Origin of the sequence: Flavimarina sp. Hel_I_48, assembly GCF_000733945.1 — a bacterium.
Classification (GTDB): domain Bacteria; phylum Bacteroidota; class Bacteroidia; order Flavobacteriales; family Flavobacteriaceae; genus Leeuwenhoekiella.
The window spans coordinates 3,147,595-3,165,317 of record NZ_JPOL01000002.1; the positions used below are offsets into that span (position 1 = coordinate 3,147,595).

13 protein-coding genes are annotated in these 17,723 nt (G+C 40.8%); 4 read left to right on the plus strand and 9 right to left on the minus strand.

Annotated elements, in window-relative coordinates; translation table 11 throughout:
• Positions 1 to 14: 14 nt before the first annotated feature.
• Complete coding sequence (locus P162_RS13715) at positions 15 to 554, minus strand: hypothetical protein (RefSeq protein ID WP_031428182.1); 540 nt, start codon at positions 552 to 554, stop codon at positions 15 to 17.
• 215 nt (positions 555 to 769) lie between these two features.
• Between P162_RS13715 and P162_RS13720 the strand changes: the two genes are divergently transcribed.
• Entirely contained in the window at positions 770 to 2,041 is a 1,272-nt protein-coding gene (locus tag P162_RS13720; RefSeq protein ID WP_031428183.1) for an MFS transporter, read from the plus strand.
• 2 nt (positions 2,042 to 2,043) lie between these two features.
• On the opposite strand, the gene P162_RS13725 is transcribed toward P162_RS13720, so the two are convergent.
• Genes P162_RS13725 through P162_RS13735 form a run of 3 tightly spaced genes read right to left on the minus strand, consistent with a single transcriptional unit; the run spans position 2,044 to position 3,978 of the window.
• A complete protein-coding gene (locus tag P162_RS13725; protein WP_031428184.1) occupies positions 2,044 to 2,697 on the minus strand; it encodes a hypothetical protein in 654 nt (217 codons plus the stop codon).
• A gap of 5 nt (positions 2,698 to 2,702) precedes the next feature.
• A complete protein-coding gene (locus tag P162_RS13730; RefSeq protein WP_164076262.1) occupies positions 2,703 to 3,350 on the minus strand; it encodes a hypothetical protein in 648 nt (215 codons plus the stop codon).
• Entirely contained in the window at positions 3,343 to 3,978 is a 636-nt protein-coding gene (locus P162_RS13735; protein WP_031428186.1) for a hypothetical protein, read from the minus strand. The genes P162_RS13730 and P162_RS13735 overlap by 8 nt, the downstream gene beginning before the upstream one ends.
• 236 nt (positions 3,979 to 4,214) lie before the next feature.
• Between P162_RS13735 and P162_RS13740 the strand changes: the two genes are divergently transcribed.
• The gene (locus P162_RS13740) at positions 4,215 to 5,102 is read left to right on the plus strand and encodes a carbon-nitrogen hydrolase (RefSeq protein ID WP_031428187.1); all 888 of its coding nucleotides are present in this window, start codon (positions 4,215 to 4,217) and stop codon (positions 5,100 to 5,102) included.
• Positions 5,102 to 6,145, plus strand: coding sequence for an agmatine/peptidylarginine deiminase (locus P162_RS13745; protein WP_031428188.1), 1,044 nt, complete (start codon positions 5,102 to 5,104; stop codon positions 6,143 to 6,145). The genes P162_RS13740 and P162_RS13745 overlap by 1 nt, the downstream gene beginning before the upstream one ends.
• Before the next feature lie 167 nt (positions 6,146 to 6,312).
• Here P162_RS13745 and P162_RS13750 read toward each other — a convergent pair whose 3' ends face one another.
• The 5 genes from P162_RS13750 to P162_RS13770 form a co-directional block, all read right to left on the minus strand.
• Complete coding sequence (locus P162_RS13750) at positions 6,313 to 7,326, minus strand: zinc-binding alcohol dehydrogenase family protein (protein WP_031428189.1); 1,014 nt, start codon at positions 7,324 to 7,326, stop codon at positions 6,313 to 6,315.
• Positions 7,327 to 7,782: 456 nt separating this feature from the next.
• A complete protein-coding gene (locus P162_RS13755) occupies positions 7,783 to 10,590 on the minus strand; it encodes an alpha-amylase family glycosyl hydrolase (protein WP_031428190.1) in 2,808 nt (935 codons plus the stop codon).
• Between the two features lie 60 nt (positions 10,591 to 10,650).
• Positions 10,651 to 11,823, minus strand: a complete 1,173-nt coding sequence (locus P162_RS13760; protein WP_031428191.1) for a SusF/SusE family outer membrane protein — start codon at positions 11,821 to 11,823, stop codon at positions 10,651 to 10,653.
• A gap of 30 nt (positions 11,824 to 11,853) precedes the next feature.
• Complete coding sequence (locus P162_RS13765) at positions 11,854 to 13,461, minus strand: RagB/SusD family nutrient uptake outer membrane protein (protein ID WP_031428192.1); 1,608 nt, start codon at positions 13,459 to 13,461, stop codon at positions 11,854 to 11,856.
• 10 nt (positions 13,462 to 13,471) lie between these two features.
• A complete protein-coding gene (locus tag P162_RS13770; protein ID WP_031428193.1) occupies positions 13,472 to 16,396 on the minus strand; it encodes a SusC/RagA family TonB-linked outer membrane protein in 2,925 nt (974 codons plus the stop codon).
• Between the two features lie 217 nt (positions 16,397 to 16,613).
• Here P162_RS13770 and P162_RS13775 point away from each other — a divergent pair, with 217 nt between their 5' ends.
• Positions 16,614 to 17,633, plus strand: coding sequence for a LacI family DNA-binding transcriptional regulator (locus P162_RS13775; RefSeq protein ID WP_031428194.1), 1,020 nt, complete (start codon positions 16,614 to 16,616; stop codon positions 17,631 to 17,633).
• Positions 17,634 to 17,723: the final 90 nt, after the last annotated feature.

Genomic DNA, 17,723 nt, shown 5'->3' on the forward strand with positions numbered 1-17,723 from the left:
TTGATGTCTATTTATTAGTCATTCTTTTCTTCACTTTTATCACTATCATCTTCTGCGACAAGGTGTTTCGTTTTGCCCAGACCTACATATTTGATTATGTTAGTAACCATCCCATAGAGCATTAACACTACTACAATAAGGGCTGCACTAAGAATGCTACTGATGATAAGGGTAATATAATAAATGGTATCAAACCAGTGTTCCGGGATGTTATCGCTTTCGGTCACTGGCAGGTTAAACAGGACAAAACAGAGTAGGGATACTATAAAAACCACAGTATCAACTCTCGCAATGTGCATAATATTTATATAATGAGCCTTCTGTAGTTTTGATGAAGTATTTGAACTCAATCCCAATACGGTAAGTAACAATGCTAAAATAGTAGCACTCGCCAGGACGATAGTATTGCAAAGTGTATTTAGTCCGGCAATTGATACTTTGATTAAATGTTTTGCTTCATAACCGCTTAAATGGCCGGTAATAAAGGAACCAACTCCTATTACCGCCAGAAATAAAATACCACCTGCCGCTGCCCTTTTATTAAATTCTGTCATTGTAAGTTACTTGTTTTCAGCTTAAAATATAAGATTTTTCAATTTAGGAATTTGATGCGATATCTTAAACTATTTAGAAGTAATCTGTAAAAATTCTATTTAGATATGTTCAAAAGATTGCTATAGAATCGCATGATTATGCTCAAAATCCCCTCTTTTTTAAAACACCGCTTTAGTTCTTTGAAGTATCTTTGATGCGCTTTAAATATCATCAAATGACTAAAAACGATCCTTATGCCGCCTTGAGGTATAAAGAATTCAATATTTTTTTAATTATTCGTTTTGCGATGGTATTTGCATGGTCCATGCAATTTGTAGTCATAGAATGGGAGGTTTATAGTATAACCAAAAATCCGCTTTCTTTGGGCATTATTGGTCTCATGGAGGTTATTCCTGCCGTTTCCCTGGCATTATTTGCAGGTCATATTGTAGATCAAAAAGAAAAAAAAGGACTTTTACTGAAATGTATTTTAGGTTTTTCAGTGATAAGCGTAGGGCTGTTCTTATTGACCTGGCAAGTTATCGTGGAAGATCTATCCACGCAGCTCACACTCTATTTAATTTACTTTCTGGTATTTCTGGGCGGTATTGTACGTGCCTTTTTAGGACCTACCATATTTTCCCTTTTTTCATTGATAATACCGAAGAAAGTATATCCCAATGCGGCCACCTGGAGCAGTTCTGTATGGCAGATGGGTGCGGTAGTGGGGCCGGCAGTTGCGGGTTTTAGTATTGACGGTATAGGCGTTCACTGGTCTATGTTACTCATTTTTGGCTTTTCAATCATTGCCCTGACCGCTTTATCCTTTATCCCGAAAAAACCAATTTTAAACCCCAAAATCGGTGAGAATGTTTTTGAAAGTCTCAAGGAAGGAATTCGTTTTGTAAGAAAAACTAAGGTAGTATTGAGCGCGCTGACATTAGATATGATTGCAGTGCTTTTTGGTGGGGCCGTTGCGCTTTTGCCCATTTATGCTCAGGATATTTTAAAAGTGGGACCAGAAGGTTTTGGTATTTTAAGGGCGGCACCAGCTGTAGGTGCTTTGCTCATTATGTTTACCTCTGCTTATTTTCCGCTGAATAAAAACGCAGGCTGGAAGTTACTTGGAGCGATATTTGGCTTTGGGGTCTGTGTTATCGTTTTTGGTGTATCAACGATCTTTTGGATTTCGGTCTTTGCTCTTTTTATGAGCGGTGTGACAGATGGTGTTTCCATGATCATACGCCAGACGATCCTGCAATTAAAGACACCAGACCATATGCGTGGGCGCGTGGCATCGGTAAATTCTATGTTTGTGGGATCCTCTAATGAGTTGGGCGTTTTTGAAAGCGGATTAACCGCTAAACTTTTCGGTACGGTAACAGCGGTGGTTTTTGGAGGGAGTATGACCCTGATCACGGTGGTCATAACCGGTTTGGCTTCGCCAAAATTCAGGAAATTGGATCTAAGAAAAGATCTTGAAGAGCTGGAAGCACAGCCTGATTGATGTTAAAACCCGGCGGGCAACGGTGCTGTAAACGTCTCCGAATTTCCCATATCTACAATGACATCATTTTGCGGTTTAGATATAAAACCGTTTCTGAAAATAATAAGGTTCATATAAATATCAACCTGAACATCTACATATACACCGCTTGAATTTGGAGACCTAAAGGTACCATCGTTAAAAAACCCTCTTAAAAACCATGTTTCAGTAGTAGTATTTTTGTAGGCATAAACCTGAAAACCAGGAATCTCGTCCACATTACTGTTGCTGTGAGACATTATGTTTGTATTGTTATTGGGTCCTGCGAAATAATATCCCTGTACGGTAACGAGGTAATCTGTAGTTGAAATTTTTGTGTCGTAATCTAAAAGACCATTCGTATTTGTATTTTCAAAGGCGAACTGGGCATAGTTTATAGGGCCATATTTACTTTGCTCAATATCATACTGCAAAACGGTATTGGTTGTAGAGTTAACAAGCAATTTAGACCCTCGAATTTCATTAAAATCTCCGGGTTCTTCAAGGTATAAATTTCCCTCAAGTAATCCGTTGCCCTCTACGTGAAGCATAGCCCTTGGTTCTGTGGTGTTTATACCTATTTGTGCTTCAGCTGATAAAAAGCCCAATGAAAAAAGTATGTATAGGACTATCCGCATGGTTGTTAATATAAGTTTGGGGTAGAAGATGCCGTACCCGTGTTATTTCCTCCAAGATCTGTTACGATCTCCGGTAGGTTTCTGTAGTAGGATTTATCATATATGATAAGCGTTATATGGTATTCTAGGGATTTTGAAGGAGAGAGATCTAAGAATCTGTTGCGTATTTCCAGGTGCCATGTTCCATTATCCACAAACGTACGAGATACAAAATCCCCTACTGAAATGTTACCATTACTTAAATCTTTTTTTAATATTGCATCCCCTACATACCTAAAATTGGCCAATCCCACGATGTATTTATCAGCATCATATTGAAGATTCACATCCCTTAAGTTGTCTTTGCTTATTCCTGTAAATTCATAGTTGACCACATTGACGGGAGCAACTTGAAGCTCGTCTACATTAAGTACGGCCACTTGTCCTTTTGGTTGGGAATTGGTAAGACGGGTAAGTAATTTAAAGTCAGCATCTGTATCCTGAACAAAAGGCAACGCGCCTATTTCCATAGATTCCTGAACCAATGTATTGCCTATGACGTGGAGATCGTCTTGAGGATCAACCGTACCTATCCCCACTTGCGCCTGTAGGCAAGGGAGGTTAAATAGGATCAGAAGAAATAGCAAAACATTTTTCATATAGAATTCAGTCAATAACAGCATTTGGTGCAGCTCCCGTACTTGCATTCTGCATGGGTATGATCACGGTACCAAACTGTTTGGATAGATCATTAGAATAAATTAGGGTGGTAAATGTCCAGGTTCCTACTTCATTTTGATTTCTATTGGTAACCGAAGGAAAATCTGCAATAAGGTGCCATGTTCCATTCTTTATAAATGCGGAAGTGTAAGGTGCAGAACCGTTTTCCCCGCTGTTGGCACCTGTTATTACCAACTCTCTATCAAAAAATGCAGAAATACTGATCAAAACAAATTCTGAGGCATTCACGCCTGTATCAAAATCCTTGACCCAGTCTCCGTTGGGATTTGTGATGATGTACTTTTGAATGTAGCCTAAAGCCGCACCGGTAGGGTTACTAACATCAAGCGTTTTTATCTCATCAATATCATTTTGGATCAAAAAAGTAGAATTGTCCGAATCCAACATGTCCCTTTTTTCCTTGATATCCAATGTTCCAGATACCACCATGCCTCCGGCGACCTCAAGAGTGGTTCGGGGAGTTGTAGTGCCTATACCTATACTATTTTGTGCCTGTGTTTTAATGGGCAAACCTAGCGGAAATAGAACTAAAAAATTAAGTATAATTTTTTCATGCTGCATCGATTCGGGGTGACAAATATAGAAATAAAGATGAATTTAACCAAATAAAAACCTGTTTAAAAGGATATTATATCAGTTTAAGTGCATAGTATGCGTTCTGTTTGCACTTTTCTTGTAAGAATAAATACATTCTTCCTTTCCTTTAAGAAATTTTCGATTTAGAATAAACTCCCTATACAGGGAGTAAACGGTGTTGATTTAATGAAAAACTGTTATTTTTGAATCAAAATAAAAACATGTCAAGAAAGAAATATACCATTGCAGTCTTACAGCTCAACCTCAATGATAAACCACAGAATAATCTTGAGAAATGTAAACAATGGGTGCGTGATGCCGCTGCAAAAAAAGCAGAAGTGATCCTTTTACCCGAACTCTACAGCAGTCACTATTTCTGCCAGAGTGAAGAGGTGGCCAACTTTGAATTTGCCGAACCTCGTGATGGCGTATCTTTTCAGGAGTTCAGTGCATTGGCAAAAGAACTGGGCGTAGTAATTATCGTTCCGTTTTTTGAAAAAAGAATGCCAGGTATTTACCATAATAGCGCCTTTACGATAGATACAGATGGTTCTGAAGCTGGTCTATACCGTAAAATGCACATTCCTGACGATCCTCATTTTTATGAGAAATTCTACTTTACTCCCGGTGATATAGGATTTAAGGCTTTTGAAACAACTAAGGGCAAGCTGGGTACACTTATCTGCTGGGATCAATGGTATCCAGAAGCAGCGAGACTCACCGCTTTGCAGGGTGCAGAGGTTTTGTTTTATCCCACCGCAATAGGATGGCATCCACAGGAAAAGAATGAATATGGAGAGAATCAAAAAGGCGCGTGGATGAACGCCATGAAAGGCCATGCGGTTTCTAACGGTGTTTATGTGGCTGCCGCAAACCGTATAGGTCTTGAAAAATATATTGAGGGAACCGAAGGAATTCAGTTTTGGGGAAGCTCATTTATTGCTGGTCCACAGGGCGAGATCCTGGCGCAGGCTTCAGAAGATCAAGAAGAAATCTTAATGGCAGAAGTTGATCTGGACCTTCAGGAAAATGTAAGGCAAAACTGGCCCTTTTTTAGGGACCGAAGGATTGATGCCTATGGTGAAATCACTAAACGAGCACTGGATTAATGGATTTTCCACAAAGAAGATTTCCCGCAGAATGGGAACAGCAGCAAGGCATTTTATTATGTTTTCCGCATAGCGGCGATGACTGGCCCGGTAAGTACGAAGCCGTACAATGGGCATTTGTAGAATTTATTAAAAAAGTGGCTGCCTACGAGAACGTATTTCTTGTGGTCGCCTCAAATAAATTGAAACAAAAAGTAGAAAAAATGTTGCAGCGTGCCCGCGTAGATCTAAATATGGTTCAGTTTATTGAGCATAAGACAAACCGTAGCTGGATGCGGGACTCCGGTCCCATTATCGTAAAAAATTCCGAAGGAGAAAACGAGGCGCTCAATTTCAATTTCAACGGTTGGGCAAAATACAGTAATTATAAATTAGACAGGGGAGTGCCGCGCAAAGTAGCAGACGTACTTGAATTGCCACTCACACAGGTTACCTACAATGGTAAACCGGTAATACTTGAAGGCGGTGCGCTAGAGGTTAACGGCAAAGGAACGCTTATAACTTCTGAAGAATGCTTGTTGCACCCAGACATTCAGGTTCGGAACCCGGGTTTTTCAAAAGCCGATTATGAATCTGTTTTCAAAGAATATTTTGGGGTCACGCAGACCATTTGGATTGGTGATGGGATTCAGGGGGACGACACACACGGGCATATAGACGATCTGTGCCGTTTTGTAAATGAAAATACCATTGTCACCGTTGTAGAGGATGATGTCAACGATCCTAATTACCATGCCTTGCAGGACAATCTGGACCGCCTAAAAAAAGCTAAATTACAAGATGGGACATCGCCTAACATCGTTACTTTGCCCATGCCAAAACGCCTGGATTTTGAAGATCTGCGATTGCCGGCGAGTTATGCCAATTTCCTGATCTTAAATTCCTGCGTACTTGTACCAACGTTTAATGATACCAATGATCGTATAGCATTGAATATTCTTGCCGATTGCTTTCCTGACCGAGAGGTTATAGGAATAGGGGCAATAGATTTAGTTTGGGGCTTTGGTACGTTGCATTGTTTATCGCAGCAAATACCGACATAAGCAAATAGAATTCCTGATTTTTCAGAAAAATCTTTTCGGAATTAATTTAAATATCAATAAAAACGAGCTTAAACACCTGATATTCGGTTGTTTAAGCTCGTTTTTGACTCTAAAAGGTAATATTTCGCTCTTATTTATTGCGCTCAAAGCGCTATAAAATACTACTTTTAATATTCGATGACTGTTTTCCCTATTGATTTTCCAGATTCCAGTTGGGCATGAACAGCCTTAAAGTTGTCAACCGTCATTCCCTGCAACGTATTATTGAGCGTACTTCTCAGTTCGCCATTATCCAGTAATTTTGCTACCGTATTTAAGATTCTGTGCTGGGCGACCATATCTTCGGTCTCAAACATGGAGCGCGTGTACATTAGTTCCCAGGAAAAAGTAACACTTTTGTTCTTGAGTTTATTTAATTCAAGTGGTTCTGGAGAACCGGTAATAGAGGTAATATGACCCTGTGGTTTGATCAGTTCTACACAATCGTCCCAATATTGATTTAGATCATGAAAATCAACAATAAAATCCACGGTTTCAAAACCTGCTTTTTTTACGTTCTCTACCAGATTTTTATAATTTACTACATGATCTGCTCCATGGTCTTTGCACCATTGTACCGTCTCATCACGCGAAGAAGTTGCGATAACTTCAAGACCGGCCAGACGTTTTGCCATCTGTGTGGCGATAGATCCCACGCCCCCGGCACCGCCAATGATCAGAATGCTTTTTCCTTCATCTTTTTCCCTTAAAATACGCATACGGTCAAAAAGCGTTTCCCATGCGGTGAGGGAAGTAAGTGGCATGGCCGCGGCTTCGGGGATACTTAGATTTTTTGGTTTGTGGCCTACGATGCGCTCATCGACCAGTTGAAATTCTGCATTGCTACCGGGCCGTGTAAGATCGCCTGCATAAAAGACGGTATCCCCTTTTTTGAAAAATTCCACATGTTCACCTACCGCTTCTACTATTCCCACAGCGTCCCAACCTATGATTTTAGGTTCGTCCAGGGTTTTATCTTTAGCGGCAGACTTACGTATTTTAGTATCCACCGGGTTTACAGATACTGCCTGAATTTTAACGAGCAAGTCGCGACCTTCTGGTTTTGGTGTTTCTGTTTCAAAAGAAATAAAACTTTCTTTTTCATTTATGGGAAGTGATTTTTTGAATCCTATGGCTTTCATGCGTATGTTTATTTATTAAATTTTGCTTCAAACCAATTTAAAGATTTAATTTCTGAAAATCGAACGGAGAATGATAAGCTTGCCTTAAAAAATGTATCGAAGAAATAGGCGGTTAAATGATTTCTTTAAAATATTGTACCGAAGGAATAGGTGGTTGAGTGATTTTTGCAAAAATTGTACCGAAGGAATAGGTGGTTGAGTGATTTTTGCAAAAAATTGTACCGAAACCACCTATTTCATCAATTTTTGGGCGTTCCCCTGCGGGTCGGGCTTTACGTTGCAATCTTTTTACTCGTTCCTCGCAAAAAGGATTTCCACTTCAATCCCTAACGCAAAGTAGTTTTCAAACAAAAAGTTTTATTTTGGAGTATTAATTTTAGAAATAACCACATAAAAAAGCGGATATTTCCCTGAGGAAAATCCGCTTTTTACGTTTAAAATCTACTCCTTTTCACCCTATTTTACGACTAATTTAAAGGTTTTTGAACCTTGTTCATTACTTGCTTTAACCAAATAAAACCCGCTGGATAACTGCGAAATATCCACCGTTTTTATCCGATTTTGACTCAAATTTGCCGATTTTGTCACCTGTCCAGAAATGTTATAAATCGTTACTTCATATACAGGTTTATTGAAACCAATAAATTGTGAAGCGGGATTGGGATACATGTTTAGAGAAGAAAGCGCTTTTGTATTATCAATACTCAAAGTCGTTGCTTCATTAGCGTAAATCTTGAATTCGCCGGGCGCCAGACTTATGGTTTCGTTAGTATTCGCTACATTAATCGTACTTCCATCAAGCATGTTAAACCAGGTACCATTTTCCTGAAACTGCGGATTTATACTTTTTGCAGTAACACTAAGATTACCTATTATGGTTACATATTTAATGGCATCACCCGTAGCCCTGTCATCAGTAAGTTGTATTCTCTTAAGTCCGTCTGGGGTAGACGCGTCCACTGTAAAATTATCGGTTTTAAAAATGGGCTGATTTAGCTTTAAGTCGATGAGTTTTTGCCAGGTATCGTGCAGTGCCACTCGGTTTGCATCGTTGAGATAGTCCCAGCCGTCAGGTTTTGGTGCGAGTTTACAATCGGGATTGGGGTAGGGCTGGGGCAACGTGCCATCTTCACAGGTAAAAATACTCACATCATAACCCAGTTCACCGAACTGCCAGATCATTTTAGGGCCGGGAACGGTAAAGAAAAATGCGCCGGCAGCTTCCATACGCTCTAATGCCGTGGGCAGGTCTTTGACGTTATAATCTGCATTAGCATTGCCAAATGCCAGGTTTTTAAACATGAGGCGCTCTTCGTCATGACTTTCCATATAACCTACCGCTGCAGGGACGTCAAAGCCTTTTTCTTTATAGGAAATTCCAACGAAATCAGCATTATCATAACCCATGGTCGCCTCGTTGTATGGACCGTTCTGAATATTCCAGAGCAGGATTCCCTTGCCTTCATCAGCGCGGTAATTTGCCCACTCGTTTTCTTCCTGAATTCCGCCTAAATGTTCAAAAATGACTATAAAATTATCATTTTTTGCCCAGTTATAGTCGGCATATTGCTTAAGTACGGCGACGCGGTCTGCCTGGTAACGGTTAGTGCAATCTTGATCTTCCGCAGTACAGTTTTGGGTAAAACCTTTGGTAAGATCATAACGGAAACCATCCAGTTTAAATTCGCTGATCCAGTAATCGGTTACGCGTTTTACGTAATCACGGGTTGCGGTTGCGCTATGGTTAAAGTCGTTAAAAACGTTATAGGCGTGGGTTACGGTCTCATTAAAAAAGGGATTATCGCTGCGCGGAACGCCATCGGTGCCGCCATTTGAAGTATTATACAACCTGAAATACGGATTTTGACCGGTCGCCTGATTGTAAACCACATCAAGAATAACCGCGATACCACGGGCGTGACAAGCATCTACAAGTTCTTTGAATGCATTGCGTGTACCATAATATTTGTCTAGCGCCATGTGAAAAGCGGGATTATAACCCCAGCTGATGTTACCGTCAAATTCCTGGACGGGCATCAATTCAATCGCGTTGATTCCCAGATCATCCAGATAATCCAGACGGTTCATCACAGCATTAAAACTGTGGTTGTCATCAAAATCTCGAATATGCAATTCATAAATGACCAGGTTTTCTTTCGCCGGCGCGGAAAAATTTGTGTTTTGCCATTCGTATTCGGTTTCATCCAGCGCTACGTAAGAGACATCCTGAGAAGTTTTATCTGAAGGATATTCGGGAAGGTCAGGATAGACTGAATCTTCAATAAATGCGTCATTAAAAGAATCCAAAACTAAAGTGGAATAAGGATCTGCAATGCGGATATCGTATTCCACCACGTATTGATACAACAAGTCTGAAACTGTATTTTCAGAAAGATCAAGGGTGATCCAAAAGCGGTCTGAAGCACTGTCTTTGTTCAAGATATAGTCATTGGAAATTTCCCAATCAGAACCATTAAAATTACCGATGAGGTGCACAAAATCCTTTTCCGGGGCATATAAAACAAAGGTAGCTTCATCAGGATTTGCAGGATCATAATTGAAACCATTTTGCATTCCTTCTGGAACGGAGGCTTCGGTAGGACTGGGATTTACAAAAGCATTAAAGATTCGTTCTACGGAATTTTCGGTACCGTTTTCAGAAGCGACTAGTTTAAAGTTAACGTTTGCGTTCACTTCATAAGAAAAAGTATAATTGGTTATCCCATTTTGAGTGTTTATTAAAGTCCCATTGGCGAACAATTCAAAATTTGCATTTGCGCTGGTTGTCGCATCGATATTCAAAGTATTTCCCGCGTTGAATATGTTTGTCTGTTCAGTTGGAGAATTCAGCACGAGACGAAAGGTGCCCACGTTAAAAAGAAAATCCCTGGTCTGGTTTGTACCATCCTTAGATTTGGCCAAAACGCCTATGCTTGAAATTTCCGTATCATTGTAAAAAGTAGTTGGAGTGAAGGTATAGGAATACGTTCCATCGTTATTATTGGTGAATTTTGCAGATTCTGGGGAATTTCCAAAATCAGTTCCCGTGGCATCTGGATTGCCCACAAAATCGCCATTGGCGTCAAAATGCCATGCCCAGAGATAAACGTCTGTAGTTCCCCAGGCCTGCTGCGCATCAAGTTCAGAAAGGGTAAGGGTAATTTCCTCATTTTCATCAAAAGGGTTAGGTGCGACCGTGATCTGCTGGGCAAAACCCATTGCGGCAATTAAAAAGGTAACTAGAAAGGGTAGTTTTGTTTTCATAGAAATGATTTAAAATAAAAAAGGCTGAATCGTTTAAAATTCAGCCTTTTTGAGGTGTTTTTATTCAGTAATGGGGATAAAAATATATCCACCAGTGAGATCGTTGAACCAAATTTCATAGGTTCCCGCAGTTACCGGAATATTGGCCCCGCCCATAGTACCAAAACCGCTCAGGGCAGTTGCTGCTCCCCAGTTGGCATCCCAGGCATCATTGGCACGAAATTTAAGTTCACCGTCCAGAAGTTCCACTTCCTGAATCTGCCAGATGTGCGGGTCAAAGTCAGATTGGGTCATATCAGTATCAGGAGCGTCAAAACCACCTTCGGTACGCGCGGTTCCAATGATAGCGATTGAAGTATACGTTGCAGCGCCGGTCACATCAAAAGCTTCTAACGTTATCACAGGTTCCTCTTTATTCAACGTTACCGTATAATAACCTTCTAAAGGAACGGTTACGGGCTGTGGATCTTCACCGCTACCATCGTTCACGGCAGCTACGCCATCCTGAAGCCCCCATTGCGGTTGCCACTGGCCGCGCATTTCAAGAAATTTAAATCCTGTGCCATCTGCCAGGAATTTACCGGTATAACTAAATTCCATTTCATTATCTGGATTTCTAACAAAAGCAGGATTATTCGTATTGTTATTGTAACCCACTGCTGTAGCGTCACCAACTAAAAACAACTGCGGAAGAATGACAACTTCCTCTTCGCCCACATTCTCTGGCAAGAACACATTTAATGCCTGTACCTCAGAAAATTGCTCTACTGTATTTGCATTTCCATTACCTGCAAAAGCGCGAAGGCGTATGTAAACCATACCACTGTTATTTGCTGACTCAATCCCATCAGCATCCGTTATTGTGGTATCAGGATCATTGTCCAGACCTGCCGCGGTTGCCAGTTGCAACAGTTGGTTTACGGTTATCCCGGCGTTGGTTTCCATAGTAGATGCCAAAGGCGAAAGCATGTCTGCAAAATCTGCAGCGGAAGAACCCTGAACTTCATAGGTTATATCTGTGGGCACACCCAGGTCTACTTCGTTCCATACGAAACGTTCTGCAAGGTTTTCCCCTGTACCATCAGTTAAAATGTATTGCGCAGAAACGTTACTTGTAAAATTAAGTCCTTCGGGATCTGGCTGAACGGTAAAGTTTAGCCCTTCATCATCTGAGCAACTGCTCAATCCTATGGCCATGAACAATGTCATTGCAATTAGATATGGTTTTTTCATTTGTATATACTTTATAATTAATATTTGAATTTAATAACCTGGGTTTTGAGTCAGGTTTGAATTTGAAGAAAGGCTTTGATCTGGTATGGGGAACAATTCCCTAAATTCTGGGATGGAAGTTCCAGATTGTGGCCCTCCTTTATAAGACCAGTTGTACTGACCGCCCGAATAAAGTCCAAAACGGATTAGATCCTGACGACGTACACATTCCCAGTAAAGTTCGCGCGATCGCTCGTCAATAAGAAAATTGAGTGTCAAATCCCCATCTGAAATATTTCCAGAACTGTTGCCAAAGGCTCTTGTCCTAAGCGCATTGATATATTCCAATGCGGTAGCACGGTTTCCACCGCCACCCCTTAAATGAGCTTCTGCATACATAAGCAATACATCTGCATACCTGAACAAGGGAAAATCAGTATCTGTAAAAGTCCTGTCTGAACCAAAACCTCCATCTGAAGTCCTATTGGAATATTTTGCAATAATATATCCCTGTGCCGTATTTCCCACATCACTGATTGCTATAGGACGATCTTCAGTAAGTAGTGTGTTGCGCGAATCATTTTCAAAAATTGGATTATCAGTAAATCGTCTTGAGAACTGACTTCTAACCCTAAACAATCCACCAAAACCCGTGGGATTAACACCCAGTGATTCTCCGTTAGCTTCAGGATTTCCTACTTCGCCTTGAATTAAAATGGTGGTTCCCCCATAATTTTGAGCAAAACTACCGTCATTGATTATCGGAAAAATAATCTCATTTTGTGCGCCATTCGTATTGTTATCTGCCATAAAATTATTGAGATAATTAGGGGTGAGCGTATAGCCACTGGCTATGATCTGCTCACACTGCGCAAGGCAATCTGCATATCTGGCTTCGCCGGTGTATACCTCTGCATTGAGATATATTTTTGCGAGCAGCATACGTGCCATTCCCTGATCTACACGACCATATTCATTCTGAAGTGCAGGTGCAAGGTCATTTATGATCTCAAGCAATTCCCCTTCTATGAACGTAAATAGTTCCTGGCGGTTGATTTCTTCTGCCTGCACAAAGCCCACAGCGTCATTTTCTGTGTAGAATGGCGCTTTACCAAACAAGTCCATAAAGTGATAATAGGCCAGGGCCCGTAAAGCCCTTGCTTCTGCGCGGTATGTTCGAATCTCTGTACGCAAACTTTCTGAAACATCCCTTCCGTCTAAAACTTCTGGTGTCGTCTGGCGCAAAAACTCATTAGCAAGGGAAAGTTCGTAACCCGCACGCGCAAAAACACCCAGAATCAAAGGATTGTCAGAACCCCAGGTATTGCGTTGCATGCCACGTAATCCCGGGTCGTTCTCGTAGCTCCAGATCGCTTCGTCTGTACTTAAATTTTCCAGGTTAAAAAGACCACGTATATACTGGCTTGTGCCTCCATCAATACCAGCAAGGTTGGGATCATTGTCAGGGCCCAGGATACCAGGGAAGCTCAAATTCCCATAGACGCCGGCAAGGGCCTGTCTATATGCTTCTGGGGATGTAAAAAGGTCGTCTGAGGTGAGCTCATCATCGTCCTCTAAGGTTACGTCAAGATCATTCTCACAACTGGTGAAAATGGAGAGTCCCAACATTAAAAATAATACTAATTTATAGGTACGCATTGTTGCTGTTTTAAAATCCATAATTAATTCCGAATAAGAAAGTTCTGGGTCGTGGATAGATGGTATTATCTATACCATTATTTGAGATTTCTGGATCAATACCCGAATAATCTGTGATCAGAAACGCATTTTGAATACCCGTCCATATTCTTAGATCATTGCCATCAATAAAATCCTTGTTGAAAGTGTAGCCCAGGGTAATGTTATCCATTCTTAAAAAACTACCATCCTCAAGATAATAATCTGATAAAATAACATCTGGGGTTGTTTGAAAATTAGTTTCTAGTATTTGGGTAGGCACGTTGTTCACAACCGTTCTAAAAACGTTACCGTATTGCGCTCTTGATGAATTTACGTTATTGTAAATTTCATTGCCAAAAGCGGCGCGCATATTAAAACTAAAGTCAACATTTTTATAGCGAAGATCAGTTAGGAAACCCATGGTAAGATCTGGTCTTCCATTTCCTGCAACATATTTATCTTCGTTATTGATGAGGTTGTCATTGTTCAGGTCTGCATAGGCACCTTCTACGGGTTTGCCCGTATTGTCATATAGTTGCTTGTACAGAAAATAAGAAAACGCATCTTCTCCTTCACGTTGTAAAAGTGCGGTAATTCCCGTACCGCCCGAAATACCTCCCGTAAGGATATCCTGACCAAACGCCAGCCGATCGATTTCACGGTCTATATAAGTCGCATTATAATTGAGATTCCAGCTAAAATCATCGTTTTCTATTAAATTTAGGTTAACCGCAAATTCTACACCCTGCGTGATAAATTTTCCGATGTTCTGAAAACCCTGATTGGAGAAGTTAGCTCCGTCTGGAATAGGTGCCTGAGAAAGGAGGTCATCAGATTCTTTTCTGAAGAAGTCTAACGAACCCGAAATTTTTCCGTCTAAAAAGCCGTAATCCAATCCAAGATTGTATTCTGTGATTTCCTCCCATTTAATCCCCTGATTGCGATACAATGGCTGCGCCAGAAATAAAGGTTGGTTGCCAAAAGCATACTGTGAGTTGTTAGTACCCAGTCTATAGCGGGAAAAATAGGCAAAGGCTTCCGTGATATCTTGCTGACCGGTAATACCGTACCCAACCCTTAGTTTTAGATTGCTTAAGGTTTTTGATTCCTTTAAAAAGTTTTCATCGCTAATTTGCCATGCGCCACTTACTGCGGGAAAGTAGGAAAAGCGTTCTTCTGGCCCAAAACGGGAAGTACCGTCCCGACGTACAGAAGCGCTAAGGAAATATTTATTTTTATAGTTAAAATTACCACGGGCAAAGTAAGCCAGTAGGACGATATCTGGAAAAGTAGTAGTATCAGGTTCTAAAGCATTGGGATCAAGTATCTGAAATGAATTATAATCTTCCTGCTCAAATTTTTGATAAGAATAGCCTGTTGTGATTTCTGAATTAAAATCCCCAAAAGAATCATTGTAAACAAAATAGCCGTCAAATAATTTATTGGAAACCTCACTGCTATAATCCCTTCTGCCCCCTATAAGTTCTCCCTGCTGGGCGTTTACACCCGTGGCGCTATTGGGATCTATCAACACCGTACCACGGCTATTGCTCTGGTCAAGTCCCAGGTTGACTACCGCACGTACTTTTGGCAAAAAGTGCAATTTATAGTCAAGTTTGAAGTTGCCATAGTATCTGCGTACATTGCTATAGTCACGCGTTTGTAACAGCTGGGCTACAGGGTTAAGCGGTATATTTCCTAATACGGAACCATCTTCCCCACCGGTGTACTCATAAAAACCACCATATTTTGAACTGGCGTCATAAACGGGTTGGGTGGGGTTATACTGTATCGCCTGTCCTTCAACACCAGGAGCAAAGCGGTTTTTCTCGAAGTTGAGGTTGGCGTTAAAATCCAGCTTGAGGTGATTGTCAAAAAGGCGTGGATTTATGGCGAGGGAGGTAGTGGTCCTTTCAAATTCCGAAGTTTTCCTAAGACCTTCCTGATCTGCATAACCGGCTGATAAACGAACTGGAAGCACATCGAAGAGCGATCCGCTTACAGATGCGTTGTGCTGCGTTGAAAACGTAGTCCGGTAAATTTCGTCTTGCCAGTCAGTGTTTGCCGTACCCAGAAAATCGGTCCGTTCTGGGAAGTTTTCATTGATAAAACCACTAAAATCCTCTGCAGAGAAAACATCTATTTTTCTAGCCAATGAACCTACGCTAACTTGCGTATCCACATTTACCTGAAGTTTTGATTTCCCTTTTTTAGTAGTAATAATGATCACGCCATTGGCACCACGGTTACCGTAAATAGCCGCTGCAGACGCATCTTTTAAAACCGAAAAAGATTCAATATCATCAGGGTTTATTGAAGAAAGAATAGATCGAGAACCTCCAGTGGCGTTGCTCTGTACCGGTAATCCATCAATCACAATGAGCGGACTGTTAGAGGCATTTAAAGAAGCACCCCCACGTATCCTAATCTCAGACCCTGATCCTGGCGCTCCGCTTGTGTTTATGCTAACACCGGCCACACGGCCGTTCAACAGATTTTCTGCGGTAACGTTGTTTCCTTTATTAAAATCGTCCTCGCTTACAAGCTCTACCGAGCCAGTGAGGTCTTTCTTGGTTGTGGTACCATAACCTACCACTACCACAGCTTCCAGTTCTGCGGCATCCTCAGCAAGGCTAACATCAATATTGGGCTGTCCCGTGAAAGGTATGGTTTGGGTTTTGAACCCTACAAACGAAAATTCAATCACATCGCCGTTGTTTATTCCGGTTAGGGTGTAATTTCCGTCAAAGTCTGTAGTAACTCCATTTGTGGTATTCTGTACCAGGATATTCACTCCTGGAATGGGTTGATTTGTAGATGCCTCGGTTATCGTTCCGCTCACAGTATTCTGCGCAAACGATGTAAAAGAGGCAAACAAAAAGAGGAACGAGAGTCCCTTTAAAATTGATCTCATGTACATATTTTGAATAATTCTATTATTAAAATTGCTTAATTCTGAATTTTAAGCGCATAAAAATAGATATTCTCAATATAACAGGGTAGTGTGAAACTAGAGCGGTGCCAACTATAACGGTTTCGTGTTGACAACTTTTTTTGAAGAGGAAGAAGAGCGCTTATTTTATGATAAGAAGTGACAATGTAGCTATATTTTTTTTAAATTGACCCACGCTATGAAAAGAAAAATAACCTTAAAAGATATTGCGAAAGAGCTGAGCGTATCTATTTCAACCGTTTCAAAATCCCTTAAAGATAGTTCGGAAATAGGGGAAGATACCCGTGAGAAGGTGAAGGCATTTGCTGCACTTTACAATTACAAACCCAATAATATAGCGATAAGCCTTAAAAATCGGCGTACCAAGAACATTGCGCTTATCATCCCCGAGATCGTAAACGATTTTTTTGGTGAAGTAATAGGCGGGGTGGAAGAAGCGGCTAATGAGAAAGGCTACAATGTTATCGTTTGCCTTTCCAATGAATCTTTTGATAAAGAGGTTGTCAATATAGATACCCTGGCGCATGGTGGTCAGGTAGACGGATTTATCATTTCACTTTCCAAAGAAACCATGTTGCGCCAGGATTATAACCATCTCATTGAGGTTGAAAATCAAGGTATGCCACTGGTAATGGTAGATCGTGTGACAGAGCAGGTTCTTTGCGATAAGGTAATTGTTGACGATGCACGTGGCAGTTATAACGCGGTAAGCCATCTTATAGAACAAGGTCGAAAAAAGATTGCATTGATAACCACGGTAGACTATATAAGCGTGGGGCACCTGCGTACTCAGGGCTATATTAAAGCCCTGGGCGATCATGGACTGGAAATAAATGAGGATCTAATTGTACGCGTAGATGATATTGCAAAATGTGAGGCGCAGATCGCCGCGATGATAAAGAAGAACGAAATAGATGGTGTTTTTGCCGTAAACGAACTTTTTGCGGTTATTGCTATGCAAGCTGTACATCAGCTGGGCAAAAATGTGCCTAAAGATGTTGCCCTGATCGGTTTTTCTGATGGTAAATTGCTAAAGCATTCCACACCGGCGATAAGTACGGTAAGTCAGCACGGCAGGGAAATGGGTCGTATTGCCGTAAAAATGCTCATAAAACGCCTGCTTTCTGATAAAGAGGAAGAAAGTTTTAGCACCAGGGTAATTAAAACCTCCATCATAAAAAGAAAATCTACGGAATAGTGATCTCCTTTTTAATTTTAAAAATTATAGTTAATGACCCAAAAATGCATATTTATTAAACCTTTCCATCTAACGGTACTATTCTTATTT